25 protein-coding genes and 1 tRNA gene are annotated in these 26,817 nt (G+C 53.8%); 17 read left to right on the top strand and 9 right to left on the bottom strand.

What is annotated here, in order from left to right; all coding sequences use genetic code 11:
- Positions 1–35: 35 nt before the first annotated feature.
- A complete protein-coding gene (locus L4174_RS13775) occupies positions 36–530 on the bottom strand; it encodes an RDD family protein (protein ID WP_248141454.1) in 495 nt (164 codons plus the stop codon).
- Between the two features lie 263 nt (positions 531–793).
- Between L4174_RS13775 and L4174_RS13770 the strand changes: the two genes are divergently transcribed.
- Positions 794–880: transfer RNA gene (locus L4174_RS13770), tRNA-Leu, on the top strand.
- A 410-nt stretch (positions 881–1,290) separates the two neighbouring features.
- Positions 1,291–1,632, top strand: a complete 342-nt coding sequence (locus L4174_RS13765; protein WP_248141453.1) for a hypothetical protein — start codon at positions 1,291–1,293, stop codon at positions 1,630–1,632.
- Between the two features lie 95 nt (positions 1,633–1,727).
- Here L4174_RS13765 and L4174_RS13760 read toward each other — a convergent pair whose 3' ends face one another.
- A complete protein-coding gene (locus L4174_RS13760) occupies positions 1,728–2,321 on the bottom strand; it encodes a TetR/AcrR family transcriptional regulator (RefSeq protein ID WP_248141452.1) in 594 nt (197 codons plus the stop codon).
- 176 nt (positions 2,322–2,497) lie between these two features.
- Between L4174_RS13760 and L4174_RS13755 the strand changes: the two genes are divergently transcribed.
- The 5 genes from L4174_RS13755 to L4174_RS13735 all read left to right on the top strand — a co-directional run bounded on the left by L4174_RS13755 (position 2,498) and on the right by L4174_RS13735 (position 7,048).
- Positions 2,498–3,529, top strand: a complete 1,032-nt coding sequence (locus tag L4174_RS13755; RefSeq protein WP_248141451.1) for an MBL fold metallo-hydrolase — start codon at positions 2,498–2,500, stop codon at positions 3,527–3,529.
- Positions 3,530–3,894: 365 nt separating this feature from the next.
- Positions 3,895–5,103 carry a NupC/NupG family nucleoside CNT transporter gene (locus L4174_RS13750; RefSeq protein ID WP_248141450.1) on the top strand — a complete coding sequence of 403 codons (1,209 nt, stop codon included), beginning with the start codon at positions 3,895–3,897 and terminating at the stop codon, positions 5,101–5,103.
- A gap of 136 nt (positions 5,104–5,239) precedes the next feature.
- Positions 5,240–5,875: a MarC family protein gene (locus L4174_RS13745; protein WP_248141449.1), complete on the top strand. Its 636-nt coding sequence runs from the start codon at positions 5,240–5,242 to the stop codon at positions 5,873–5,875.
- Positions 5,876–6,055: 180 nt separating this feature from the next.
- Positions 6,056–6,502 (top strand): Hsp20/alpha crystallin family protein, encoded by a 447-nt coding sequence (locus L4174_RS13740; RefSeq protein WP_248141448.1) that lies wholly within the window; start codon positions 6,056–6,058, stop codon positions 6,500–6,502.
- A 96-nt stretch (positions 6,503–6,598) separates the two neighbouring features.
- Positions 6,599–7,048, top strand: coding sequence for a cytochrome C (locus L4174_RS13735; RefSeq protein ID WP_248141447.1), 450 nt, complete (start codon positions 6,599–6,601; stop codon positions 7,046–7,048).
- A gap of 21 nt (positions 7,049–7,069) precedes the next feature.
- Here L4174_RS13735 and L4174_RS13730 read toward each other — a convergent pair whose 3' ends face one another.
- Positions 7,070–8,293, bottom strand: a complete 1,224-nt coding sequence (locus tag L4174_RS13730) for a hypothetical protein (RefSeq protein ID WP_248141446.1) — start codon at positions 8,291–8,293, stop codon at positions 7,070–7,072.
- Positions 8,294–8,557: 264 nt separating this feature from the next.
- Between L4174_RS13730 and L4174_RS13725 the strand changes: the two genes are divergently transcribed.
- From L4174_RS13725 to L4174_RS13715, 3 genes are all read left to right on the top strand, one after another.
- Positions 8,558–9,442: a mechanosensitive ion channel family protein gene (locus L4174_RS13725; protein ID WP_248141721.1), complete on the top strand. Its 885-nt coding sequence runs from the start codon at positions 8,558–8,560 to the stop codon at positions 9,440–9,442.
- Positions 9,443–9,817: 375 nt separating this feature from the next.
- Positions 9,818–10,393: a GNAT family N-acetyltransferase gene (locus tag L4174_RS13720; protein ID WP_248141445.1), complete on the top strand. Its 576-nt coding sequence runs from the start codon at positions 9,818–9,820 to the stop codon at positions 10,391–10,393.
- Positions 10,394–10,398: 5 nt separating this feature from the next.
- A complete protein-coding gene (locus L4174_RS13715) occupies positions 10,399–10,806 on the top strand; it encodes a GFA family protein (RefSeq protein WP_248141720.1) in 408 nt (135 codons plus the stop codon).
- A gap of 73 nt (positions 10,807–10,879) precedes the next feature.
- Here the strand turns inward: L4174_RS13715 and L4174_RS13710 are convergent, their stop codons facing one another.
- Positions 10,880–13,096: a methyl-accepting chemotaxis protein gene (locus L4174_RS13710; RefSeq protein WP_248141444.1), complete on the bottom strand. Its 2,217-nt coding sequence runs from the start codon at positions 13,094–13,096 to the stop codon at positions 10,880–10,882.
- A 327-nt stretch (positions 13,097–13,423) separates the two neighbouring features.
- On the opposite strand from L4174_RS13710, the gene L4174_RS13705 reads away from it, so the two are divergent.
- Positions 13,424–13,603 carry a hypothetical protein gene (locus tag L4174_RS13705; RefSeq protein ID WP_248141443.1) on the top strand — a complete coding sequence of 60 codons (180 nt, stop codon included), beginning with the start codon at positions 13,424–13,426 and terminating at the stop codon, positions 13,601–13,603.
- A gap of 43 nt (positions 13,604–13,646) precedes the next feature.
- Here L4174_RS13705 and L4174_RS13700 read toward each other — a convergent pair whose 3' ends face one another.
- Positions 13,647–14,558, bottom strand: a complete 912-nt coding sequence (locus L4174_RS13700; protein WP_248141442.1) for a D-alanine--D-alanine ligase — start codon at positions 14,556–14,558, stop codon at positions 13,647–13,649.
- 320 nt (positions 14,559–14,878) lie between these two features.
- Between L4174_RS13700 and L4174_RS13695 the strand changes: the two genes are divergently transcribed.
- From L4174_RS13695 to gntR, 6 genes are all read left to right on the top strand, one after another.
- Positions 14,879–15,895, top strand: a complete 1,017-nt coding sequence (locus tag L4174_RS13695; protein WP_248141441.1) for a TRAP transporter substrate-binding protein — start codon at positions 14,879–14,881, stop codon at positions 15,893–15,895.
- Positions 15,896–15,991: 96 nt separating this feature from the next.
- Complete coding sequence (locus L4174_RS13690; protein WP_248141440.1) at positions 15,992–16,543, top strand: TRAP transporter small permease subunit; 552 nt, start codon at positions 15,992–15,994, stop codon at positions 16,541–16,543.
- A complete protein-coding gene (locus tag L4174_RS13685) occupies positions 16,536–17,858 on the top strand; it encodes a TRAP transporter large permease subunit (RefSeq protein WP_248141439.1) in 1,323 nt (440 codons plus the stop codon). Before L4174_RS13690 ends, L4174_RS13685 begins: the two co-directional genes overlap by 8 nt.
- A gap of 60 nt (positions 17,859–17,918) precedes the next feature.
- Positions 17,919–18,425 carry a gluconokinase gene (locus tag L4174_RS13680; RefSeq protein WP_248141438.1) on the top strand — a complete coding sequence of 169 codons (507 nt, stop codon included), beginning with the start codon at positions 17,919–17,921 and terminating at the stop codon, positions 18,423–18,425.
- Between the two features lie 26 nt (positions 18,426–18,451).
- Positions 18,452–19,939: an NADP-dependent phosphogluconate dehydrogenase gene (gndA, locus tag L4174_RS13675; protein ID WP_248141437.1), complete on the top strand. Its 1,488-nt coding sequence runs from the start codon at positions 18,452–18,454 to the stop codon at positions 19,937–19,939.
- A gap of 122 nt (positions 19,940–20,061) precedes the next feature.
- The gene (gntR, locus tag L4174_RS13670; RefSeq protein WP_248141436.1) at positions 20,062–21,063 is read left to right on the top strand and encodes a gluconate operon transcriptional repressor GntR; all 1,002 of its coding nucleotides are present in this window, start codon (positions 20,062–20,064) and stop codon (positions 21,061–21,063) included.
- Positions 21,064–21,214: 151 nt separating this feature from the next.
- On the opposite strand, the gene L4174_RS13665 is transcribed toward gntR, so the two are convergent.
- Genes L4174_RS13665 through L4174_RS13650 form a run of 4 tightly spaced genes read right to left on the bottom strand, consistent with a single transcriptional unit; the run spans position 21,215 to position 26,813 of the window.
- Complete coding sequence (locus tag L4174_RS13665) at positions 21,215–23,137, bottom strand: beta-N-acetylhexosaminidase (protein ID WP_248141435.1); 1,923 nt, start codon at positions 23,135–23,137, stop codon at positions 21,215–21,217.
- Positions 23,138–23,146: 9 nt separating this feature from the next.
- Positions 23,147–24,034, bottom strand: coding sequence for a BadF/BadG/BcrA/BcrD ATPase family protein (locus L4174_RS13660; RefSeq protein WP_248141434.1), 888 nt, complete (start codon positions 24,032–24,034; stop codon positions 23,147–23,149).
- Complete coding sequence (locus L4174_RS13655) at positions 24,027–25,763, bottom strand: glycoside hydrolase family 9 protein (protein ID WP_248141433.1); 1,737 nt, start codon at positions 25,761–25,763, stop codon at positions 24,027–24,029. The genes L4174_RS13660 and L4174_RS13655 overlap by 8 nt, the downstream gene beginning before the upstream one ends.
- A gap of 54 nt (positions 25,764–25,817) precedes the next feature.
- Complete coding sequence (locus L4174_RS13650) at positions 25,818–26,813, bottom strand: ABC transporter ATP-binding protein (protein ID WP_248141432.1); 996 nt, start codon at positions 26,811–26,813, stop codon at positions 25,818–25,820.
- Positions 26,814–26,817: the final 4 nt, after the last annotated feature.

Genomic DNA, 26,817 nt, shown 5'->3' with positions numbered 1-26,817 from the left:
TTTTCATTGTTATTTTTTATTGCCGGACGGCAAAATCAGTTCGGTTTCGGCAGCAGAATCATCTCGCACTCTGCCATCAGATCCTGCAGCGACTGTTTTGTGTGACTGAAAGGCACCAGCAGGTTACCGAGACCAAATGCTGAGGTTGCCATCCGGATCAGAGCCTGCGTAAAACGGATATTCGAACCATCAGCGTTCTGAATTCTGAGCTTCCAGGCACGCATTCCCAGAGTTTGTCCGGCCTTGCACCAGAAATAGCCAAAGAAGGCGACAACCGATAAACCCAGGTAAATGGAATACAATGGCGCTGCAATCGGGTGCTTGGTGAGGTAATCACTGGCATCGAGATAGGGATCCAGAGTCAGCAAACCGGTGTTGAGCAGGATTGCTACGACGGCCATTGCCAGACCGCCAGCGATCATCAGTACGGCAGCGACGACCAGAGCGTCGTAGATCCAGGCGCCAATACGACGAAACAGCCCCGGATACTGTTTTGTCTGAGTCATATTCTTGCTTACTTTCGTTGTCATGGTTCCACCAAAAATCAAAAGGGACCGGCAATGCTGCCAATCCAAAAATCCGGCGCTCAGTGTATACCCAAGTTACCTGAAGATACCAGATTCAACACCGGGCCTGGCTCACAGTCGCAGCAGCGGCAGACCGGTAAAGCGTGACTGGAAACGGGCAGATTGGTTGAAGTACTGACGCTGTGCTGAAAAAACCAGCAAACGATAGGGTTCCCCTGATAAAGTTGCTTGCGCATCAACACGGTATACGTATAATGACCGCCATTGCCCGGGTGGCGAAATTGGTAGACGCAGCGGATTCAAAATCCGCCGGTGGCAACACTGTGCCGGTTCAAGTCCGGCCCCGGGCACCAATTTCAAACAACAAAGCCTCGACGAAAGTCGGGGCTTTGTTGTTTCTGCTTGCTACAAAATGGATGCCTGCTTTCTCTTGTCATCAACTTTTGAAAGCGGGAAACCTGGCGATTTTCTTTTCAACTCTTCATTTATTCAATTGATTGACCCTGCTTTCAGGGCAGAGTGTGCGTTTTTATCGAAAGTCATAGCTGCTTGTTTATGGAAGCTGCTTTCTTCAAAGCCAGATGTTTCATCTATTTCAATTATCCCGTTTCGCTCAGTTATGAAGTCAGATGAGACGTGCATTCTTGCAGCTTAGTCAGCGCATGATGAGATGTTCAGTGGCGTGAGATAATACGAATTGAATCAGCCTAATATACCCCTTAATATACGCATCGGGTTTCTTAATAAAGTGGGTTGGCAAATCATGAAACATATTTTAACCGCTGCACTGATGGTTATCGGCGTTTCGGCGCAGGCAGCTGAGACAATAGACTGTGGCAAGGTCGATCTGAAAACTGTTTATGTGCAGGCTGATCGCGGTGATGGGTCTTTTCACGCCAATAAAATGCTTATTCTGATGGGGGCGGGTAAAGAAACCGCTTGCAGTGATTTCACTTTTGCTTATCTGGAAAATAATGATGATGCTTACGATAGTACGTTATCGATGGCGATCTCGGCTTATATGGCAGGCAAAAAACTCAGAGTTGTTGTTGAAGATGCACCAGCACAAGCTGATGCGAAAAGAATTGCTTGGGTAAATTTCTGAATCAGAAATTGAAAAGCAAGTATTCACTTGGTGAATAACCTGCTGTTGGAACATAGGGATTAAAGCACTCGCTCATTTCATGACAAGCGAGTGCTTTATTTTCTGTACCTGGCTACAAACATTTTCACGGTTTCTTCAATGACCTTCTCTTCACTGGCGCTCTCAAGCTCACTGAATCCATAGAGTTTGGGGTAAAACGTGAAGGATTTGAGCTGATAGATGAACTGGCGGGCGGCAAAATCGCAGTCGTCTACCGTCAGTACGCCAGAGGCGTGGGCATCCTGTAAAAAACGCACCAGTGTTTTCATACAGCCGATGTCTGTATTGTCGAGCGATCGCATGAGTTCCGGCTGTTGCAGCATTTGCATAAAGGCGATTTTGCCGATGCGCAGCAATTGCGGGGAAGTCAGCAACGTCACCTCCTGCCGGGCGATATTCGTCAGCTGTTCCGAAATCTCGCGCTCGGTATCAAAAGGCTGTTCTGTCCCCTGATCTAACTGAGCGAACATCCGGGTCATGATGGCCTGAAACAGTACCTGCTTGGTCTCGAAGTGGTTGTAGACGGTGCGTTTTGAAACACCAGCTTCAGCGGCAACCTGATCCATGCTGGTCTGTTCCACCCCATACTGGTGAAACAGCTTTTCCGCGGCATTCAGAATCGCCAGCTTTTTCTTTTCTGATAACTTCATGTCAGCCCTCGCACATCTTTCCGGCATTGTAACCAAGATCAAAAAAACTTGCACCGACTAGTTTACTTTTAGAGGTTTCGATATAAACTACACCGTATAGTTTACTTTGGTGTATGCAGATGCGTGGTCTGATATGGACGCTCGCTGGTGTGGCAGTTTTAGGAGCAGGTGTGCTGATGATGAATCACAATTTATCCGCTGAGATGACAGAAGTGGCAGAAACATCCGAGCATTTTTACGACGGTGTTTTTCATAACGCCCGGCAAAAGCAGCAGCCTAGTCTGAAAAAGACGCTCGGGATTCTGGGGCGCTATCTGACGGAAAAACGCGTCGATATTGCGCCGTCCGGTGTACTGCCAGTCATGCCGCTGAGCCGTGAACAGCTTGATGCGCTGAGTGATGATGAAGTCCATGTGGTCAAACTGGGGCACTCTTCAGTGCTGCTGAAAGTGCAGGGAAAATACTGGCTGCTGGATCCGGTTTTTTCTGAGCGCGCTTCTCCGTTCAGTTTTCTGGGACCCAAGCGATTTCATCCGGCCCCGATCAGCATAGACGCATTGCCGCCTATCGAGCGGGTACTGATCTCACACAATCATTATGACCATCTGGATAAAGCAGCGGTGAAGCAGCTGGCCGCGAAAACGACGGAGTTTCTGGTACCACTGGGTGTTGATGGTTCCCTGTTGCAATGGGGGGTGGCAGAAGAAAAGATCCGCACCTTTGACTGGTGGCAGGAGCATCAGAGTGGCGATACGCTGATAGCGTTCACGCCGACCCAGCATTTTTCCGGACGTAGTCTCACCGATGGCAATCAGACGCTCTGGGGATCCTGGGTGATCCACACGCCGGATACCCGCCTTTATTTCAGTGGTGACTCGGGTTATTTCGATGGTTTTCAGGCGATTGGAAAAAAATACGGCCCGTTTGATCTCACCATGATAGAAACCGGTGCGTACGATAAAGACTGGGCCAGCGTGCATATGACGCCGGAAGAGTCGGCTCAGGCTCATCTGGATGTGCAGGGTAAAGTCATGATGCCGGTTCATAACGGAACCTTCGATCTGGCGTTTCATGCCTGGTATGAGCCGCTGGAGCGGGTATCTGAAGCTGCCCGGATTCGGGGGATTGCGCTGTCTACACCCGTATTCGGCCAGCCGGTGACGGCGAAGCAGATCCCGGAGACGTCGGCCTGGTGGCGGGAAAGGTAACCGGCAGGCTGATTTTCGACTTTTTACGGACCCCGGCACTGGCCGGGGTTCTGTATTTCAGGGACTGGAAAATTTGTACTTCAGAGAAGCAAACGTTTTCTTCATCCATTCAGAGAATCAGTGCTGGAAATACGAGCTACATCACATTATGATGCGCCCCCGGCTTGCGTGTTGAATCTGATACAGATTCGGCAATGCAGTTGCCAGCTATCAACAGCTATCTGTCTGCCAAAGGATGTCGGACCGGGCTTTGATGTGCTTCCTGGTGACTGAGGGCAGCAACGCATGACGGATATTCTCGCCTTCGGCAGCTTTGCGTGCGCCAAGTCACCGGCCATCGGACTTCGACATTGCAAGGTAGGTTTATGCAGTTCCTCTATAGTGCGGCAGGTATCGTCGCTATCATTTTGTGCGCTTATGCACTCTCCACCAATCGTCAGGCTATTCGCTGGCGCACCGTTCTGGGCGCATTTGGCCTGCAGCTGGGGCTGGCCGCTCTGGTGCTTTATGTTCCCTGGGGACAATATCTGCTGGGCAAAATGAGCAACGGCGTTGCATCGGTGATCGGTTTTGCTGATCAGGGGATCAGCTTTGTTTTTGGTCCGCTGGCCGAGAACGGGTTCGTGTTTGCTGTCAAAGTTTTACCTTTAATCATTTTTATCAGCGCACTGATCTCCCTGTTGTATTACCTGGGCATTATGAGTCTGGTGATTAAAGTGATTGGTGGCGGGCTGGAACGCCTGCTGGGGACGACCCGCGCGGAATCCCTGGTCGCGACCAGTAATATCTTTTTGTCTCAGGGCGAATCGCCGCTGGTGGTGCGTCCGTTTCTGGCATCTATGACCCGCTCTGAACTCTTTGCGGTCATGGTGGGTGGCATGGCCTCAGTTGCAGGCAGCGTGCTGGGTGGTTATGCCGCGATGGGCGTCGACCTGAAATACCTGATCGCAGCAAGCTTTATGGCGGCACCGGGTGGCCTGCTGATGGCGAAAATCATGGTGCCGGAAACCCAGCAGCCGGTTGATCAGAGCAATATTGATCTGTCCGACAGCGGGCAAAGTAACGCGATTGATGCACTCGCTTCCGGTGCGATGAACGGGATGAAAGTTGCGGTCGCCGTCGGCACCATGCTGATCGCCTTCGTGAGCGTGATTGCCATGCTCAACACTGGCCTGGAATGGCTGGGCGGTCTGTTTCATATCGACGGGCTGACCCTGCAAAGTATTTTTGGCTACCTGTTTGCGCCGCTGGCTTTTGTGGCCGGTGTACCGGGTGATGAAGTGATGGCTGTCGGCAGTCTGCTGGGACAGAAAATCGCCATGAATGAATTTGTTGCGTTTCTGGATTATGCCAGCATCAAAGAGTCACTGTCGGCGCACAGTCAGATCATTGTAACTTTTGCGCTGTGTGGTTTTGCCAACATCGGCTCGATTGCGATTCAGCTGGGGTCCATTGGTGCCATGGTGCCGGAACGCCGTAAGGATGTCGCGACACTGGGTGTACGGGCTGTGGTGGCTGCCACCTTTGCCAACCTGATGAGTGCTGCGCTTGCGGGTCTGTTTATTTCCCTCTGATTTTCAATTCTGGCGGACCTCGTTCTGAGGCTCCGCCTGTCTCTGCGCTATCTTCTTCTATTGACTCCGGTTTATCCCCAAATCATCTTTCCTCCGACTAGACTGAATCACATCCATGTTTTTTCAGGACAGCAACATGATTGATTTGGTGACTCTGGGGGTGACGGTCTTTATGGGCTTTTTTGCCATCATGAACCCGATTGCGAACACGGCGGTTTTTACCGGGCTGACGGCACATCAGTCTGCGCAGGAAAAACGGCAAACCGCAATCAAAGCCCTGACGGCGGCATTTTTCATTGTGGCGGCCTTCAGTTTGCTTGGGAAAGGGATCTTCCAGCTCTTTGGCATTACGCTGCCGGCACTGCGACTGGCCGGGGGACTGCTGGTGTTTGTGGTGGGCTACCACATGCTGCAGGGCAGCAGTTCATCCATGCACACGCAAAGCCCGAGCAAGGAGGTGGAGGATATTTCGATCTCCCCGCTGGCCATCCCAATTCTGGCCGGACCGGGGACTATTGCCACGGCCATGAACTACTCGGCAGCGAAAAGTCTGCTGCATATCCTGATCACGATTTCTGCCTTTGCAGTGCTTTGTCTGGTCACGCTGATCTGTTTTTTATATGCCCAAAAGCTGGTCAATTTCCTGGGGAAAGACGGCGTGAATGTGATCACCCGGATTATGGGATTGTTACTGACCGTGATTGCCATGCAGATGCTTATTCAGGGCGTACACGATGCCCTGCACTTGTTCACACCACCGATAAACGGGTGAGTCAGGAGCAAACTCATTCCGGAGGATCAGGCCGGCGTCCCAGCCGATTGGCCGTTGATCACTTTTTTTAACCAGAGCTTGATTTGAGTCAAACTCTGGCGACGCTGATTTTCAGTGGCTTACTATACTCAAAACGGATCAACCAAGGGTTGTTGTCAGTATGCGTTAAGGAGAGAGAGCATGAGCACTGAAATGAAAAAAGGTGGTTTTCCTTCTTTATTGGATAATGATTTTGACAGCCTGTTTCAGGGATTCTTCCGCCCTGTTCTGGGAGATGATTTTGCGAAACAGGCCAGCCGGTTGCCTGCCGTCGATATTCATGAAACCAAAGACAACTTTGAGCTGACTGCTGAATTACCCGGATTCAGTAAAGAAGAGATTCAGGTCTCATTCCATCAGGGAAAACTCACCATTGCAGCGGAACATCAGGAAGAGACAGAGCAGAAACAGGAAGGCGAAGCGGTGCTGAAAGAGCGTCGTTATGGCAGCTATGCGCGTACCTTCCAGTTCGGTACAAATGTATCGGAACACGATATCGAAGCGACGTATCAGGATGGGGTACTGCACCTGATTCTGCCGAAAACGGTCGCGAATGTGCCAGAAGTTCGCAAAATTGAAGTTCGCTAATACGCTGATTGTTCTAGTCTGTTCATTGGGTGCGGGTGGAAACCTGCACCCGTTTCAGTCTTGGGGCATCCGCCCTGAATTCGGAGGTGTGGAACAATGAAACCATACACGTTTGCTGTACTTATCAGTGCGTTATCCGGTCTGGCAGGATGCGATAATGCCAATCAGAGTTTTAGTTTGCCTGCCGGGGATGCAGCACAGGGCAAGGCTGTATTTCTGAAGTATCAATGCCTGACTTGTCATAACATGGCCGGTTTTGAAGATGAAGCGGCGAAGTTGACCCGTTCCCTGGAAACGCCGGTTGTACTGGGCGGGGAAGTCAGCATGATCAAAACGTATCCGGAACTGGTCACATCGGTCATCAACCCGTCTCACAAACTGGCAGAAGGCTATGATTACCGGGAGATTCAGGTCGACGGCAAATCGGTCATGCCCAGTTTTAACGATGTCATGACGGTTACTGAGCTGGTCAATCTGGTGTATTTCCTGGAGTCCCACTATCAGCTGGAACCTTATCCTCGGACCGATTATATCAGCCCGCACTAAGTCTGAGGGTTCAGTTTCCGGTCAGACGCTTTCTGCCGGAACGGCAAATATCACCACCAAAGCCAGGATGAACGCCAATCCGGTAAAGGCTGTGCGCAACAGCCTGCGCCGGGTGGTGTGCCGGATCTGGCCTGCCAGTTGCCAGGCGGTCAGGCATTGGCTCAGGTAGTACAGAGCAAACGCTCTTGAAGCCAGCGCAATAATGGCAAACAGGTTGATACTCCAGATCAGAGCAATCGAAATCGAAATGGCAACGACATAACCTGCCTGTTCACCGCGGGGGCGGCGAAGTGCTTCCCGAAACAGTCCGCCGAATCCGGCAGTATCGGCAACGGCTGCGCTGAACTGGCTCATCACGGCTGCGATTGTCAGCAGAACCGGCAGGATCAGGCTGACATGCTGGCTCATGGTGATAATCGCGGTTTCTGATGGCGGCCTGCCGCCGTCAGGTAGTAACGGATGGGAGAGCCAGACAAACACCACATAGATCGCGCCGGACAACCATTGGGCATGTTTCATGGTCTGAATCCGGTGTTCGGGGGAGTAGGCACTGCCCAGATAGCGTGACGTTTCAAAGCCTTGCACAACCAGCAGCATGCCTGCCAGTATCCGTAGCGTATGTATCGGCGCTTCAATGGCGCCGGACGGCAGGGTGAAAATGGCTGCGGGCTGTTGCCATTGATATCCCGCCAGCCCGATCAGCAGGCCTGCAATGATACTCAGCTTCACACTGACCGCGATTTCTTCGGCAAACTCCATTCCCCTCAGTCCGTGGATCAGTCCGGTCAGACCGATGCCCAGCAGGCAGAGGGTAGCCAGCCCGTCGGCCAGATAACCCTGGGTCTCCAATCCGAAGGCGTGCATGACAAATGAAGCTAACAGGCGAATATAAAAGGCAATTGAGATCAAATAAGCCAGTGACAGCGCCAGTTTGCTGGCGTGTTCCAGCCACTGAATCTGAAATGATGTTTTCGGTTCAGCCGTGCTGAGAGACCTGATGTTGAAGCGAATCACCCAGCCAATGCCGTAGGCCAGCAGCACAATTCCCAGCATGGCTACAATGCTCCAGTCACCGACGGCATAGCTCAGTAACGGGGCGACAACCAAAAAGCCGCTGCCGATAATCGAGGCCAGAGGCGTGAGGGTGGCCCGCCAGGTATCGCTGCCGCGCAAACCCGGCCGGAACAGCCAGAACAGGACGCCGGCCATGCTGATCAGGATGGTACTGTTCAGAAAGAAAGCCACGCACTATGCCTTGGTTGAAGGGTTGAAATTCAGTGCGGCTGTGAGCCGGATGTTGTGTTTGAGTATAGTGTTCCATGGTCCGGAATTTGAGCCGATACGGAGATTTAGGCGGCGATACCTCATCCCGGGATGGATCTGCTTTACATTTGCGCGGTGATTGGGGGAGACTGCCTGTTGATAATTCTATGGTCAAAGTAGTAACTGTCTCTGACAGCGTGCGGGCTGTGCTGAACAGGATGAGAACAAAGAATGTGGGATCCCTTTCTGGAAAAAACTGAACTGGTCGTGACCTATTTACTGACGCACAAACTTTTGCTGAGTGCCTGTATTGTTGTGATTGCTATTCTGATCCGTCGGGTGGCGATTACGCGGATTCGGGGGGAAGCCAGCTTTCTCAGCGAAGAACAGCGAAAATGGATTTCAAGGACCAAGAACGGCGCATTTACGCTGATCATGCTGACGCTGTTTTTGTTGTGGGAGTCGGAAATCAGTAAATTTGCGCTGTCACTGACAGCGATAGCGGTCGCGCTGGTGGTTGCTTCCAAAGAAATTATTCTCTGTATGACCGGCTCACTCCAGCGTGCAAGTTCGCGGTCATTCAGAATCGGAGACTGGATTGAGGTCGGCCCGGTATGCGGCGAGGTGATTGAGCATAACCTGATGGCGACTGTGATTCAGGAAATAGCCTTACAGCAAGGCCAGTATCACTACACGGGTAAAACGACCACATTGCCGAACAGTATGTTTTTTACCGTGGCAGTGAAAAACCTGAACTTCATGAAGCGTTATGTGTACCACGGCTTCACCATCACCGTGAAAGAAACCGTTAATCTGTATCCCATGGTGCCGGTCATGCTGGGGAAAATAAACCTGCATATTGCCGACTTTATTGATGTTGCCCAACGGTATAATCATATGGTTGAGCGGCATGCCGGCGTTGATCTGCCCGGCGCCGATCCGCACGTGTATATCACGACAACGCCGACCGGGGAGCAGCAGGTCCATTTCAAACTCTTCTGTCCTACGGTTCTGGCCGCTGAGCTGGAGGCAAAAATCCGGGAAGATTTCATGACACTTTACTGTGATCAATATTTGCCCCGCACCTTGCAGCCGCTGCCCCAGGCGGAGGAAGAACAGCTTATCGTCTAGCAAAAAAGCAGCGTCTTCGGACGCTGCTTTGCTTTTGCACAAACACAACATGTTCCGCTGTCTGTGTTTCCTTACAATCAAAGACAGCTTTCCCCCTGAAGTTTCTCTTGCGAAGACAACACGCGAGAACAACACGGTTTGGTGAGTGAAGCACCACTCAGATTAAGGCAATTCCGGTGCCAATTTCTATGACTGAGGAAACGGACTGATTTCAAAGCAAAATGACGGAGCGTGCAGTTTTCAGCAGGCCAGTTTTTGCGATCCGTTTCCGGTTCGCGTTTCAAAATGCAGCAACCGTGAAGAGTATTTGCATTTTGATAAAGTTCTCGGCATTGTGCTATCAGATGAATAGGCTTTTCAAGGAAGGATAGCGATATGTTTAGCCAGACCGTAGATCAGGACATTCAGCTGGCGTTGGTTCAGCCTTCTTTTGCCCCCCGCTATGTGGAACTCGTGAACGCGCATTTCGATTATCTGTCTCAATGGCTGGCATGGCCGCCGCATTGCAACACAGAATCGGATTTTCTGAACTTTATCCGTCGTTCACTTCAGGATTATGCCGAAGGTAAATCGATGGTCTGTGCCATTTTCTATCAGGGGATCCACGTTGGGAACTGTAGCTTTAACAGCATTAACCACAGCCTGAAAACCGTTGATATCGGCTATTGGCTGGCTGCCGATTATCAGGGAAAAGGAATTATCACCCGGGTGTGCAGTCATTTGATTCGTATCGCTTTTGAGCAGCTGGAGATGGAAAAGGTCGTGATTGCTGCGGCGGTTGAGAATCAGGCCAGCCGGTCGGTTGCGGAACGGCTGGGAATGACACTAGAAGGCGTGATTTCCCGAAACGAAAATCTCAATGGCCGCATTCTGAGTCATGCAATTTATGCACTGCATCGGCAGCCTGTGAATACTGAATTCCAATCAAAACTTGTTCAGGAGAGAACATGAGTCAAATTACATATCCAATCCGCGGTGCCTGCCAGTGTGGCGGCGTGACTTATCAGCTGCTGGCTCCGCCGAAAATGGTGGTGGCCTGCCACTGTAAGGAATGCCAGAAACTGTCGACCAGCGCGTTCAGCATCACGGCAATGGTCGATGCAAACGATCTGATCTTTGAAGGGGAAATGAAAGACTGGTCGCGTCCGGCTGACAGCGGCAACATCAGTGCAGCCAAACTCTGTCCGACCTGCGGGAACCGGATTTATCACTATGACCCGAATCATCCGCAAGCCATTAAGCTGAAGCCGAGTAATCTGGAAGATACCCGGATCATTGAGCCGACCATCCATGTCTGGACCAGTGAAAAACAGAGCTGGTATCAGATCCCGGAAGGGGTGAAACAGGTGGAAAGACAGCCTTAATCTGATGCGTTGATCCAAAAGCCATCCTGACCCGGATGGCTTTTTTGTTTCCGGTACGCCGCCGTCCGGCAGCTTAGGCCTTAAAGTGGCTGGTGATTTGTTCCAGCTGAGCAGACAGGGTGGACAGCTCTTCGCTGCTGGCAGAAATCTGTTCCACTGCGCTGCTGGTATCCCGGGACATCATATTGATCGTATTGATGTTATTGTTGATTTCCTCGGCGACCGCAGATTGCTGCTCAGAGGCGGCGGCAATCTGGCTGGTCATGGCAGCAATATGTTCGACCGATGCCACTACCTGTTGCAGGCCCTGGGTTGCCGCAATCGACTGTTCGGAGACCCGGCCGGTATGGTTGATACTCTGGGTCATTACATCGCTGACATCACGGCCATGGCTGAGCAGGGTTTCCAGCATGGCTGCGGTGTCATTGGTGGCTTCCTGAGTGTGCTGGGCCAGATCACGTACTTCTTCTGCCACCACAGCAAAACCACGGCCGTGATCGCCGGCCCGGGCGGCTTCAATGGCTGCGTTGAGGGCAAGCAGATTGGTCTGCTCTGCAATGCCGCGGATGGTTTCCAGCACTTTGGTGATGTCATCGGAGCTTTTTCTCAGCAGGCTGAGTTTGTGGTTGGCTTCCTGCATATCGACTGACATTTGACTGAGGCTGTCTGAACTTTGCTGTAGCAGGTGGGAGCAATCGTTGACCCGGTCCTGTGCTTCGTTCCCGGCGCTGGCAACAGAAGCAATATTACCTGAAATGTCTTTGGCGGTCGCGCTCATTTCATCAATGGCGACGGCCAGATGTGCTGTTTCCTGCTCTTGCTGAGAGACGGCCTGAGCGGTTTCTACAGCACTGGCAGCCAGGGCTTCAGCTTCGTTGCGCTGCTGGCTGGCGGCGGTCTTGAGCTGATTGATGATATTGCTGAGGTTTGCGGTCATGGCCTTCATCGATGCATACACACCAGTGGCCTGACCGCTGTCTTTCAGGCTGGCACGCAAATCCCCCTCGGCGATCGCGCTGGCGATTTGTTCCATGTGCTCGGGTTCACCGCCGATAGGCCGGGTAATATTCCGGCTGACCAATAAGGCCGCCGGGATGATCAGTGCAATGACCACCAGAATGATCGTCAGTCCGCTGATTTTGAGGCGAGAAATGGCCGACAGGGCTTCCGCGTGATCGATCTCTGCGACGATCACCCAGCTGGTTGTTCCGAGTGCAATGGGGGCAAAGGCAGAAAGTACGGTGTTCCCTTTATAATCAGTGATTTCTGCAATGCCTGTTTCACCTGCCAGCGCCCGCTGAACGGCCGGGGTATCGATTTTCCCTTGGTCCGGATGGCGGAATGATGCGGCGACCGAGTGGTGAACCGGGTCAATAAATGAGTTGGAACGCATCAGCTTATCCGGGCCGACCAGATAGGTTTCGCCGCTTTGTCCCAGTCCGGCTCTGACCCCCATGATGGCTGTCAGGCGATCGATCGGAAACTGGAATACCAGAACCCCGGACAGGGTATTTTGATCATAAACCGGTGCCGCGATGAAACCGGCCGGAGACTGATAAGACGGCAGGTAGAGATTGAAATCGATCAGCGCACTCTGTCCCTGTGGCAGGCGGAGTCCGGCCTGATAGGCTTCCTTGAGCAAACTGTCGCGGAAAGGCCCGTCACGCAGCGAGGTGGCAAAATCCACTTCTTTGTAAACGCTGTAGAGCACCTGACCGGATTTGGCATCGATCAGGAACAGATCGTAAAAGCCCGATTTATCGATCAGAGTGCGGAAAAAGGGATGATAGCTGGCATGCGCCTGATCATAAGGGGTATTACCGGCACTGAGCAGATTCTGTTTTTCTCCCAGGCCGTACGGGCTGCTCGTAATATAGGCTGACTGCAGTGTCAGCGCCACGGGTGACAGCTGGCTGACCAGCGATGTTGCCGTGATGTTCTGTTCCGGCGCATTGGCTTTCAGACGCGGCATGAATTGCTGAGCATAAAACTGGGTGACCTGCGATCTGAGGTTGTCTGCCGTGACAGGCAGATCGGCGACGCCCTGACGAAACGCGCGGAGTGCACTGACAGTCATCGGGTTCACCGCTTCGAGTGTAATTTGCTGGGTCAGCGTATTGAAATATCTTTCAATCGCATCCTGTTTTACTTCACGCAGGGACTCCAGCTGGTTATAGGCTTGCTGTTCCAGTGACTGACTGGCCTGATACATTGTGAGCAAAGAGATCGCTGCCGCGGGCAGCAGGCCAGCCAACAACAGACAGCTCATGATCTTATGTTGCAGTTTCATAACTCCCCCAGGATCCTACCCACAGATACAGTCGAACTTAGTTCAGCTTTCGAGTTGCGACGAATCATTCAGCACAGCTGCAATGCACATTCATTGGTTTTTGTGATACCTGTCAACGGACCTATAAGTGACTGATATTGATTGATTTAACAATAATGTTTTTTAAAGCAGGTGCTGAAGATTCCTTTTTTGAACTTATTGATTGTTTTAGAAGGAAATATTGATCAATCCCGGGATAAAGTTGATCCGCCGGGTTTTCTGTTCTGCAGGAAAGTGTCGCATAAACAAAGGGATGCCTGTTTTTACGGTGTGAGGAGGTAATCGCCCATGGCAAAAGAGACGCGGCTGAGTGCAGAAGACAAACAAAATCTGGTCAATGAGCTGAAGCAGTTGATCGCCACCCGAATGGGAAAAGCGGTCAATGTAACTCGTCAGCGGGATGATGAGGCCGGGCTGGTGGTAGAATTTACGGTTGAAGGCCAGCGGTTTGCGGAAGTAACGATCTAAGCCTGAGCAGCCCGGCACATGACCTGCTGCCGGGCGTATTCATTCAGACCGGATCAAAACTGGCGAGTGCCAGGATCTGCTCGATCGTCTGTGTAAAGTCCAGTCCGGTTTCCCGGGTTGCCATCGGGAAAACACTGCGTGGGGTCATACCCGGTGAAGTGTTCATTTCAATCGGATAGATATTGCCGTCATCTCCCAGGATCACATCCAGTCTTCCCCAGCCACGACACCCCAGCGCATGAAAAGCGCGAATTGCCAGTTGCTGAATGGCTAGTTCGGATTCCGGGGGAAGATCGCTGGGGCAGTGGTAGCTGGCTGTCTGTGCGCCAAATTTTGCACTCCAGTCAAAAAAGGTATCGGAGCAGATTTGTACGACTGGCAAGGCTTGCTCGCCCAGGATGCCACAGGTGTATTCCCGCCCGCTGATGAAGCTTTCCAGCAGAATATCATCGTCATAGTCGAAGGCTTGCCGGATGGCGGTTGGCAGTTCGTCCGGGGATTCAATTTTATTGACGCCGATACTACATCCCTGTGAGCTGGGTTTGACGACCAGCGGATAACCCAGAGATTCGGCGGCAGCGATGATTTCTTCCATCGGCTGATGGCGATGCACGCCATACCACTTGGTATAGTGGAACCCCTGCTGAGCCAGGATCTGCCGGGTGCGTAGTTTGTTCAGGCACAGGGCGGACGAGGCCAGCCCGCTGCCGGTATATGGAATTTTCAGCCAGTCCAGCAACCCCTGAACATGGCCGCTTTCGCCCAGACTGCCATGAAGCGCGATGAAAACTTTGTCAACAGATGATAACGCGTCCAGCGTTTTATATAGTTCGTTCGGATCGATAGTAACCACGTCATGACCCAGTTCAGCAATGGCATCGCTTACGGCTTGTCCCGACCGTAGTGACACACTGCGTTCACTGGATTCCCCTCCCATGAGTACACCTACACGCATAAACAACTCCCTCCATAGGTTCACGTGCACATATACTAATGCAATGCGAGGCATCGCACAAAGTTATTGATTTATATGGTAATAGTGAAACATGACATTTGTTCAATGAATTCTTTTTCATCAAATTCATTGCTTTGCAGGCATATATGAAAAAGGTTTTATAGTTCCGGTGCATGTGTTTTTCGTGGCATTGTTGTGATGCTCTTCAAAGACTATGACGCTTTAACTCTGTTAGCATGCGTTACAAAGTTACCGGTAACATAACAACAAAACATCCGGACAATTGACGACGTGACCTAAAAACAAAAGGACAGTACCCAATGAAAAAGTTGACCTGCACCCTGATTGCCGCTTCTCTGGCCAGCAGCTTTACGGCTTCGGCCATGGCCGCTGAATACACCTTCAAATTCCAGTCTTCGGATCCGTCCGGCGACAAGAACTATCAGGTTCAGCAAGCCTGGGCTGAGCGAGTTGAGACCATGTCCGGCGGCCGGATTGATATCGACCTGCTGCCGGTCGGCAGTGTGGTAAAACACACGGAAACGCTGGGTGCGATCAAAATGGGTATCCTGGATGGCCAGATCACGGCAACAAGCTACTTTTCCGGCAAGGATCCAGCTTTTGGCCTGATCGGGAACATGGTCGGTGCCTGGTCTGATACCACGCAGCTGTTGCAATACATCAACTATGGCGGCGGTTATGAGCTGATGACGGAACTTTATGCCCCGTATGGCGTGAAGTTTATTGGCGGTTCGACGACAGGTGTGGAGTCGTTTGTCTCGAAAGTTCCTGTGGATGGCGTCGCGGATCTGAAAGGTCTGAAGCTGCGTGCCCCAGAAGGTCTGGTCCAGCAGGTTTTTGCGGCTGCGGGCGCAGCACCGGTCAATCTGCCGGGCTCTGAAGTGTTTACCGGCCTGAGCAAAGGCGTCATCGATGCGGCAGACTACACAGTCTTTTCGACCAACCAGAAAGCGGGAATGAATGATGTGGCGACGCATCCGGTCCAGCCCGGTTTTCACTCTCTGCCGCTGATCGATATTTCCATGAGTCAGAAAAAGTGGGACAAACTGCCTGCAGATCTGCAGGAAATTCTGACCACTTCGGTGCGTGATTTTGCGTATGACATGACGACCCAGCTGAAAATTGCCGATCAGCAAGCGGTGAAGGAAGCGCAGGCCAATCCGAAGATCACGATTCACAACTGGTCTGACGAAGAACGGAAGAAGTTCCGTGAAATTGCACGTGAGCAGTGGAAAGTCTTCGCGAAAAAATCACCAAATGCAGAAAAGGTGTATGAATCTGTAACGAAATTCCTCGAAGATAACGCCTTGTTGTAATTTTCCGTATCTCCGTCAGAAACCTCTGACATCCCCTGATGAGGGCTGCTGACAGCCCTCTGTTTCTGATATCGCAAGTGTTGTGAGCTGTCTGCCATGAATACCAACCCAACGCCCGCCGGTCAGGACGCTGAGAAGCCGAGAAACTGCCTTGATGCGGCGATCGTGAAAATCGGCAATCTGCTGAGCCTGCTGTTCATCTTTACGGTGATCATCTCTTTTTACGAAGTGCTGATGCGCTACGTCTTTGACGCCCCCACAATCTGGGTGCATGAAACGGCGTCCTTCATCGGTGGTTCCCTGTTCATTGTTGGCGGTCTCTATGCGCTGGCGACCGACAAGCATGTGCGTGTCGTCCTGCTCTACGATATGGTCTCGCCGCGTACCCGTCAGTACCTGAATGTGTTTCATCACATCATGGGACTGCTGTTTTCAGTGCTCATGGCCTGGGCATCTTACACCATGGCACATGAGGCCTGGCTGACGCCCTGGGGGGAGTTGCGGCTGGAAACGTCAGGCTCCGCCTGGAACCCGCCATTCCCTGCATTACTGAAAGGGATCATTTTTGTCTGCCTGTGCGTATTGTCCGTACAGTTTCTGCTGCACCTGATTGCCGAAATCCGTGGCCTGAGGAAAAAAGATGTTTGAGTTATCGTCAATGGGGATCGGCTACGGCAGCCTGCTGATGCTGGGGCTGATGATTGCCCTGCTGCTGACCGGGATGCAACTGGCTTTTGTGACGGGTCTGGTTGCACTGATCTTTACTTTAGGGTGGTTCGGACCCGACGCAATGCCGCTGGTCACCAGCCGGATGTATTCCTTTGTCGACGGCTATATTTTCCTGGCCGTGCCTATGTTTGTTCTGATGGCAGCACTGCTGGATCGTTCCGGGATTGCCCGCGATCTCTTTGATGCCATGAAATCGGTAGGCCGCCGGGTCCGCGGCGGCGTCGCGGTGCAGACCTTGCTGGTGGCTGTAGTACTGGCGTCGATGTCCGGCGTGATCGGCGGTGAAACCGTGCTGCTGGGCATTCTGGCGTTGCCGCAGATGCTGCGTCTGGGCTATGACCGTCGTCTGGCAATTGGCACGACCTGTGCCGGTGGTGCCCTGGGCACCATGTTGCCTCCGAGTATTGTGCTGATTATTTACGGCCTGACTGCCAGCGTATCGATCGGAGATCTGTTCAAGGCTGCCTTCCTGCCGGCCCTGATGCTGGCCCTGATGTATATCGGGTATGTGCTGGTCCGCTGCAAGATGAATCCGGCATTAGCGCCGTTGCCAACGGAAGAAGAGCTGGCTGAAGATGCAGCCCGTGAAACCAGTTACTTCAAGGCTCTGTTTTTCCCGTTGCTGTCTGTGGGAGTTGTACTGGGCAGTATCTATACCGGTGTGGCTTCGGTGACTGAAGCTTCGGCGCTGGGTGTGGTGGGGATTATGCTCAGCGCACTGATCCGCGGGGAAATGAGCTGGAGCATGCTGAAAGACAGCGCCATTGCGACCATGCGTACCTGCGGCATGATTATGTGGATCGGTATCGGTGCCAGCGCGCTGGTGGGTGTGTACAACCTGATGGGCGGCATTGATTTCGTTGAAGAAACCATTCTGGCCTTCAGTGGCGGCAGCCCGACGATGACCTTGCTGATCATGATGGTGATCCTGCTGGTGCTGGGGATGTTCCTGGACTGGGTCGGCGTTGCACTGCTGACCATGCCAATCTTCGTCCCGATTATCACCGGTCTGGGCATGGATCCGATTTGGTTCGGCGTTGTCTTCTGCCTCAACATGCAGGTTTCTTTCCTGTCTCCGCCTTTTGGTCCGGCTGCCTTCTACCTGAAATCCGTGGCACCGAAAGAGATCAGTCTGGGCGAAATCTTCCGTTCACTGCTGCCGTTTATCGGTTTGCAGCTGGTCGCGCTGACCCTGGTGATTGTCTTTCCGCAGTTGGCGCTGTGGTGGCGGTAAGCAAATAACAAGAACAACAGAACTGTTGCCCTGCGACATCGCAGGGCAGGGATAAAGTCGATGAAACCAAGAAAAATTATTGTGATGGGGGTTTCCGGTTGCGGCAAAAGCTCAATCGGCAGTCATCTGGCCCGGGCACTGGGGATGAATTTCTTTGACGGCGATGACTTTCATCCGCCGGAGAACGTGCAAAAGATGAGTGAAGGGATTCCGCTGACGGATGAAGACCGGGCTGAGTGGCTGGCGCGTCTGAATCAGCTGCTGCGGGATGAACCCCATGCGGTGCTGGCCTGTTCTGCGCTGAAACCTGAATACCGGGCACAGTTGCGTGCTGGTGTTGAACCGCTGCTCCTGGTTTATCTGCAGGGTGATTTCGACACAATCTGGCAGCGTCATCAGCAGCGTGCTGATCATTACTTCAACGGGCGTGCGATGCTCGAAAGTCAGTTTGAAACTCTGGTTGAACCTGCACAGGACGAGGCGATCTTCATCGATATACGTCAGCCGCAGGACGCGGTGCTGGATGACATTCTCAACCGGCTGCCGCAAACCGGCTCACTCACTTAATTACCATTTGCTGTAAGGGAACGAGGATGACATCGACTCCGTGCAATATTGCGATGATTGGCTTAGGCGTGATGGGGCGCAATCTGGCACTGAATCTGCTCGAACATGGGTTTTCAGTCGCCGGTTATGACTTACAGGCGGATCTGACGACGCAGGCCGGGGCAGAAGCTGCAGCGCTTGGCAAAGCCGCTTTTGTTGCCTGTGATTCACTGGCGCAGGTGCTGGCAAATCTTCAGACGCCGCGCGTGATTGCGCTGTCTGTACCGGCCGGGCCAGCTGTCGATACGGTGATTTCAGCTTTGCTGGACGCCGGTCTGGCGCTGCAGGATACGGTGATTGATACCGGAAACAGTTTGTGGACGGACACCATCGCCCGCGATAAAGCATACCAGGGCAAATTACAGTTTTTCAGTACGGCAGTGTCCGGCGGCGAATTGGGAGCCCGGCACGGTCCGTCCCTGATGGCCAGTGGCAGTGCCGATGCCTGGCGTCAGGTCGGCCCGATGTGGAAGGCGATTGCGGCGCAGGTCGACGTTGCCGGTATGCCGCTGCCGCCGCTGAGTCAGGGAGAAGCCTGCGCGGCGTATCTCGGACCGGACGGTGCCGGTCATTATGTGAAAATGGTGCATAACGGCATTGAATATGCCGACATGCAGTTGATCTGCGAGGTTTATCAGTTCCTCAGACAGCAACTGAAGATGACAGCGCCGGAAATCGGCCAGATCTTTGCCCTGTGGAATCAGGGAGTTCTCAACAGCTACCTGATGGAAATCAGTGCGGATATTTTGCAGCAGGCAGATCCACAGACTGGTCGGCCGCTGGTGGAGATGATTCTGGATAAAGCGGGTCAGAAAGGCACCGGACTGTGGACGGCAGTGAACAGTCTGGAAGTGGGCAGTCCGGCACCGACCATTGCACAGGCCGTGTTTGCAAGGGCGATGAGCGGCATGAAACCTCAGCGCCTGCAGGCAGAAAAGACACTGATGCTGGTGACCGATGACAGTTTGCAGATGTCTCAGGATGACATCATCGCGCAACTGCATGATGCGCTGTATTGCGCCAAGCTGTGTACTTATGCGCAGGGCTTTGCCCTGATGAAGGCCACGGCTTCGGAGCAGAGCTGGGCGCTGGATTATGCCGAAATTGCTCGAATCTGGCGGGCGGGCTGTATTATCCGGGCGATTTTCCTGCAGGATATCAGCCGTGCATTTGAACAGCAGCCGGATTTGGACAATCTCCTGCTAGCCGATCATTTCCGTCGGACATTGACTGAACGGCAGCTTAACTGGCGCAAAGCCGTTGCGAATGCCAGCCTGACCGGCATTGCCATGCCGGGGCTGAGTTCAGCTTTGCACTACTTTGACGGGCTTCGCACCGGCGAGTCGTCTGCCAGCCTGTTACAGGCTCAGCGCGACTATTTCGGGGCACATAGCTATGCCCGAACGGATCAGCCAGAGGCAAGTAAATTTCATCTGACCTGGAGCCAGTCTCCCCGTCATCAGGTTCAAGTCTGACCCGACAGGCCCTTTCCGAAGGGCCTGTTTTGTTTTTGCGCCAGATTCCAATTCCAGCCGCATCCTTGTGATAATCTTGGGGCTGTTTCAGTCCACTCTGTTTGATGAAAGATACAACCCGAATGACAACCAAGAATAAACGTCCGACCCTGCAGGATGTCGCGAATCTGGTCGGTGTGACCAAGATGACGGTCAGCCGTTATCTGCGGGATCCGAATCAGGTGTCTGCTGCGCTGCAGACCAAAATTGCTGCGGCGGTGGAACAGCTGGGTTATATCCCCAACCGTGCGCCCGATATCCTTTCAAATGCCAAAAGTTACGCGATTGGGGTCTTGGTGCCTTCGCTGACCAACCAGGTGTTTGCCGAAGTGATCCGGGGCATTGAAAAGGTGACCGGTCCGGCAGGTTATCAGACCATGCTGGCTCACTACGGCTACAGCGCTGAAGTGGAAGAGAAGAACATCGCTTCACTGCTTTCTTATAACGTTGACGCGATCATTTTGTCCGAAAGCGTTCATACTGAGCGGGCACGGAAAATGCTGGATACGGCCGGGATCCCTGTGGTGGAAATCATGGACTCAGTCTCTCCGGCCATTGCACAGGCCGTGGGGTTTGATAATCAGGCGGCTGCTGAAGCCATGACGGAGCAGATGATCACCCGTGGCCGCAGCAACGTGGTGTATTTTGCGGCCCGGATGGACGCCCGGACTCATCTGCGTTACCTCGGGTATGAACAGGCGATGCGCGCGCACGACCTGACGCCAAGAAGTCTTCAGACAGAAGCTGCGTCTTCGTTCACACTGGGCGCGGCATTATTGCGTCAGACGCTCAAAGCGTATCCGGATACAGATGGCATTTTCTGTACCAATGACGATTTGGCGATTGGTGCGATTTATGAGTGTCAGCGACTGGGGATCCCGGTGCCGGAACAAATCGCGGTGGCCGGTTTTCATGGTCACGATATCAGTCAGGTGATGGTACCCCGGCTGGCGACGGTGGTGACTCCCCGTGAACAGATTGGTGAAGTTGCCGCAGCGCAGATCTTGCAGCGTTTGCGCGGGGAGCCGGCGACAGAGAAGGTGATTACGCTGGATGTGAAAATTGAGCTTGGTGAGAGCATCTGACGGCCGGGCAAAAAAAGCGGGGGCTGATGCCCCCGAATATGTTGCCAACACAACCTTCAAGGATGCAAATGACACTTCACGACACATGTGAGAACCCGGCCACCGACTGCCCGTGCCTGTACACGGTTTGGCCCCAGGGTTCCCGGCATGTTTATGCACACGGACGGTAGTTCACGCCCATCCGGTCTAAATAGCGGAGCTGGCCGTTCAGGCGGGCTTTGAAATCCTCCCAGTCGCGCTGTTCCGGCGGACACCAGCAGACTTCACTGATGGCCAGCAGGCGCGGAAACAGCAGGTAGTCAAAACGGGACTGACTGAACACATGCTCGCACCACAGAGCGCACTGAATACCGAGGATCTGATCCAGTCTCGGATCTGTCGGGGCCAGTTCGGCCAGCGGACGATAGCTGTAGACGGTTTCCAGCGGCAGAAAACCGGCCCAGTTGGCCCCTGCTTCTTCGGCTGAATAACCCTGAGCGAGATCCAGATAGGTGTACTGGGCCGGTTGCATGATCACTTCATAGCCATTGCCCGCACATGTCAGACCCGCGTCCTCGTTGATCCAGGGCAGGACAATCGTGTGTTTGCTGACCTTGTCTCCCTTGACCACTTCCTGCCAGCCCAGCATACGCTTGCCTTTCTGTGCCAGATACTCTTCGACAAAGCGCAGGATATGGCCCTGTAATTCGAATGGATCTTCATAACCCTGCTGATCCATGAGTGCCCGGCAGGCCGGACTGTCGGTCCACACCCCGTTGGGAACTTCGTCCGCGCCCACATGCAGGTAAGGTGCCGGGAAGAGTTCGCAGACTTCATCCAGCACCGTGGTCAGGAAGGTGTAGGTGCCGGGCAGGGCCGGAGACAGCACGTTGTCCGGGTAATTCTGAATACTGCGGTATTTCGACCGATCTGCGGGATCAATCAGCAAGTCTGGCAGCGACTTGATGGCCGCACGGCAGTGACCGGGAATATCGATCTCGGGGATCACCTGAATACCCCGGTCAGCCGCGTAAGCCACGATTTCACGGATGTCCTGCTTGGTGTAGAAACCGCCGTAGCGGCGATCCACGGTCGAGAACTGCGGTGCCAGCACTTCTTGAGGGCCGCGCCAGGCTCCGATTTCTGTCAGGGCCGGGTAGGCATCAATTTCAATCCGCCATCCTTCGTCATCGGTCAGATGCCAGTGGAAGGTGTTGAATTTATAGCGGGCCAGCTGATCAAGCAGCCGTTTGATCCGGGCGACAGAATGGAAATGACGGGCACAGTCGAGCATCATGCCCCGGTGACCGTAATGCGGCTGGTCGTGAATCTCCACCATCGGAATGCTCAGCAGACTTTCGATCTGATGCAGCGGCTGAGTCGGCAGCAGCTGTAACAGACTGGCGGTTGCATGGCTGAATCCTGCGGCTGAGCTGGCTTCCAGCCAGATGTGGTCACTCTCGACCAGCAGATGGTAGGCGCCTTCTGCCATGTCCGGCTTGTGCTGATAATGAATCTGGCCGTCGGTTTGGACTGCCAGCGGCGTGTCCAGCCATTGCGCCAGTTCCAGTTGCAGCCAGTTAACACTGCCCCGGGCTGCCGCCGGTACTTCTGCCAGTGCTGTATCCCGCAGGAACAAGAACTCACCCGGCAGGCTGTGCAAACGGGCGGGGGCCGGGATCAGATTGATGGCTCTGGCCTCCGGCAAATCAATCCTCAGTCTTTCCTGCGATGGCCGGCGAAGGTCCAGCGGCGTGACATCGACAGGGAAAGCCTGGTCGTGCTGGCTGGCATAAAGACAGGCTTCTGTCACGCCATCGCTGTGCAGCGTCAGCGGCGGTGTCCTGATGGTAAATTCAGTATAAAAATGGCTGTTGGCTAACAGGGCTTCATCACCTGAAGCGGACAGCGTACAGTAACTGCCCAGTTGCTTCAGCTGACCATGACTGACAGACGCAGGTTCGATCCAGCGGCTGAGGATAAAGTCCAGCGACCAGGCACTCAAAGCATATTCCCCGAGGTTGTGCAGGGTCAGCGCAAAACGGGATTCAGTATCAGTCTGATGGATCACGGTTAAATCAAGGCGATAGCTCATGATAGCCCCTTATAATGGATACAGGTTGTGATCGCCCTGGGCGATCAGAATGGCGCCGTCCATGGCATCCCCCTGCGGGGTTGCCAGCCGGCGCTGAATGGCTGGAGTCAGCCAGGGACCCATGCGTTCAGCAATTCCGCCCATCAGGCAGATCCGATCTGCACCGTGAGCAATCAGCGCATTGAGCCACATTTCAATATCGGCGGCGGTCTGTTGCAGCATGGTCACTGCCAGTGCATCGTTGTCTTCGGCCAGCCGGAAAATCTCCGGTGAAAACTGACCATAGTCGCAGGGGTGGGCGGTTTTCGACCATTCGACTATGGCATCCACATCATGATCAAAGTGCGCCAGAACAAGACGCGCCAGTTCAGTCTGAGGCACGATGCCGTCGACGCTCAACAGCACCTGCTGGATCAGGCGGAGTCCCATGACGGCGCCGCTGCCCTGATCAGAGATCGGAAATTCACGGCCACCGACCACAGTGACATTTTTGCCCCGTCGCAGCAGGCCGACTGAGCCGGTCCCGGCAATAAAAATCGCACCATCTTGTCCGCCCCAGGCTCCCAGACAGGCGCCGTAGCCGTCAGTATTCAGGGTGAGGCGGGCAAACGGGTGGGGCTGGGCCATAAAGTCATACCAGGCCTTGCGTTGCTCTGCCCCGGCCAGCGCCAGACCAACGGCCATCTCACCGTAATTCTGCTCGCTGAGTCCGGCCTGCGCAGTTGCAATGGCAATCGCTTCCCGAATGGATGCCATCGCGATGTCAGCGCCCAGCAGGATGTTGGCGCTGCCGGTCCTGGCTTCGGCCAGCACTTTACCCCGGGCATCGCACAGACGGGCCCGGCAGGAAGTGCCGCCGCCGTCGACGCCAACCAGATAACGGAAAGCCTCAGTCATGGTTACGCTCCCTGAATTGCAGGGTAACGGCCAGCAGATACCAGGCCGCATGCGGGATCCATTGTTCTCCCCAACGCCAGTTCTGGTAGATATCGTCGGCCTGGGCGGCAGGCGCGAATGCGATATCCGCTTCATTGTCGAAGCCGGAAGTGATCCCGTTACACACGCCGCCGCGGGCGTTGAAAAAGCCCAGATGCGGCAGGTAGCCGGGGGTATTTCTGCCTGCGCCGTCGAGCATACACATGTCAAACGGGTTCAGGCCCAGAATCCAGTTCAGTAACTGGTGGCCGTAGGCTTTCAAGGCTTGACGCAGGTCTTCATCAGTGACCACGGGGGCGGCCATGAATGCCATGGCAGCCAGTGATCCCAGACGGGCGTTTTCGCCCTGCCACCAGTACCCGCTTTCATTGCGGTGCGGAATGAAAAAGCTGCTGTGTTTGTCACCGTCCACGGCTTTGACGTACTGGCGCGGGTAGCCAAAGGGATTGGCGGCCGCTTGAGTAATACTCAGTTCGAAGTGCAATGCATGGTCCACAACCTGACGGATGGCCTGCAGGCGAGGCTGCTCTGGCTCCACCTGAAGGTACTGGAGCAGGCTGATTACAGGCAGACCCGCTTCAACCGCATGGAAATACGGGCGGCTGCCATCAGCGTTGGCACTCCAGAAAAACTGCTGCTGCCGGTCGCTCTGCTGACGTGCGGCCAGACGTTCTGCCCAGTGCCGGGCTTCCGTCAGATAGCGGGATTGTTCCGTGGCTTTGAGCAGTTCGACTGCGGCCAGCAGGGCGCAGTATTCATCGATGATATTTTCCTGACCGTCATCCAGATAGCGGCTGTTGTACTCTTTCAGATGCCAGTATCCGGTCTGTGCGGCGATCAGATACGTTTCTGCATTTTCCATGTGGCCCAGTTCCAGTCTGGCGGTGGCCTCGCTGTGCACCAACCGCGAGGCTGCAGCCAGGGCGGCAATGGCGACACCGCCGCCCTGACGGAAGCCAGCCTGAAAACTGTCAGCTTTGATTCCCTCCTGTGTTGAATAGCTACAAATCTCCCGTTGCCCGGTGGACTTACTCCACTTATCGAACACTGTCATATAAAAATAACCCTGCGGTGCATGCATCCGCAGTAAAAAATCCGCGCCATAAAGTGCCTCTTCAATCAGGCGGACGCGGGAAAAATCCGCAAAGGCGGGGTCATCCTGCAGCGACTCAAAGGCAGTGAGCATGTTCCACACCACCATCGGCGTCTGCTGGGGATTCAGGTAGTTGGCATAGGACAGGTGACTGAGATATTTACTGACGTCACCGGAGGCGTCATACCAGCCTCCGTGCACATCGGCGGTCTCCTGACTGCCAAACAGCGGGACGGCACGATCAAACTGATCGAACTTGCCGCCGCAGCGCTGGGATTTGAAATAGTGCAGCACATCACTGAAGGTACGCTGCATCAGCAGGCCTTCACCAATCTCAAAATCGGCTGATTCCGTGTCACCGAGGCGGAGGCGGTACCGGCCCGCTTCCTGCCAGTCACTGAAATCGATCCGTGCAGCGGCACCGGTATGCCACGCATCGGTCTGCTGGCTGCGGGAAAGCGTCAGCTGCATCACCGGTTGCTGATCCTCGCTGCGGATCAGGGTTGCCTCGGTCTGTGACAACGGAGACTGATGCTGGACGATGGCAATTTTATTGCCAGTACGTTCATAACCGAGGTGATTGATTAACAGCTGCATAGCTTTCCTTCTTTTCTGTTGTTTTTCCGGGATTGCTGTCCTCATCGACGGCACTTAGTTTTGGTACAGATAGCAGCGCACAAAATGGTTCTCTGCCAGCTGGGTGACTTCCGGCAGTCGCTGACGGCACTGTTCCGTGGCATGACTGCAACGTCCGGCAAACGGGCAGCCAAGGCTTTCTGGTGTCCAGAGCGGAATATCGCCTTTGTTGCCGGCCAGCGGTTCATGGATCGACTTACTCGGATCCGGCACCGCGGAAATCAGCAGCTGGGTATAGGGGTGCTGCGGGTTGTGGATAATTTCTTCCGTATCTCCCCATTCCACCATATGGCCGACATACATGACCGCCAGATCCTCAGCGATATACCGGGCCGTGGCGATGTCGTGCGTGATATAGAGCAGCGCCATTTCACGCTCAAACTTCATTTCTTCCATCAGGTTGAGTACCCCGGCACGGATGGAAACATCCAGCATCGAGGTGGGCTCATCAGCCAGAACTACTTCGGCTCCCACAGCAATGTTCCGGGCCAGATTGACCCGCTGACGCTGACCACCGGACAGCTGATGCGGGTACTTGGCGGCGGTCTCTTTCGGCGGGATCAGGCCGACTTGTTCCAGCAGCGCGTAGACCTTTTCTTCCAGTTCTTTTTTATTGCCCTTGCTGACTTTGTTGTGGATCAGCAGCGGGCGGGCAATATGGTGAAAAATCGTGTGGGTCGGGTTCAGGGAACCGAACGGGTCCTGCCAGACCATCTGCACGCCCTGGCGGTACTGCATCAGTTCAGATTTTCGGATGATGTTCTGAATGTCCCGGCCGTAGTATTCGATACTGCCCGCCGTCGGCTCGTACATCTTGGCAATCATCTTGGCGGTGGTGGACTTGCCGGAACCCGACTCACCAACGACCGCCAGACCGCGGCTTTTGTACATTTTGAACGACACCTGATTCAGTGCCCGCATCTTCGATTTGGCCAGTGAATTGCTGTTCACTGCAAAGTCTTTGACCAGATTTTTCCCTTCGATAATTGGGGTTCCGACTGGATTGCTCATCTTG

Source organism: Photobacterium sp. CCB-ST2H9 (genome assembly GCF_023151555.2).
In the GTDB taxonomy this organism is placed as follows: Bacteria; Pseudomonadota; Gammaproteobacteria; order Enterobacterales; family Vibrionaceae; genus Photobacterium.
Note: the sequence above shows the minus strand (reverse complement) of the source record. Positions and strands in the feature narration are given on the sequence as shown.